At 47.6% G+C, this 206-nt stretch carries 1 protein-coding gene; it reads left to right on the top strand.

What is annotated here, in order from left to right; genetic code table 11:
- Positions 1-27: 27 nt before the first annotated feature.
- The coding region (locus tag PV02_RS13380) for an S-layer protein domain-containing protein (protein ID WP_425438360.1) at positions 28-206 on the top strand (179 nt) is incomplete at its 3' end.

Genomic DNA, 206 nt, shown 5'->3' with positions numbered 1-206 from the left:
GACGATACTGCAGTAAGATACTATGTAATGAAGGCATTCACAGCCCCTGGAACTTATGAGGTTCGTGGTGAGGTTGTAGAAGGCACAGGTGCTCAGACATGGACTGCTACAAACTTCGCAGGCTTCTACTATGACCTGGATGACAACATTTCTACTGAAACAATGGAGATCGCAGCAATTAGCGGACGTACCATTGCAGCAGGCGA

It is taken from the genome of Methanolobus chelungpuianus (assembly GCF_024500045.1).
In the GTDB taxonomy this organism is placed as follows: domain Archaea; phylum Halobacteriota; class Methanosarcinia; order Methanosarcinales; family Methanosarcinaceae; genus Methanolobus; species Methanolobus chelungpuianus.
This window is presented reverse-complemented; position numbering and strand designations above follow the sequence as displayed.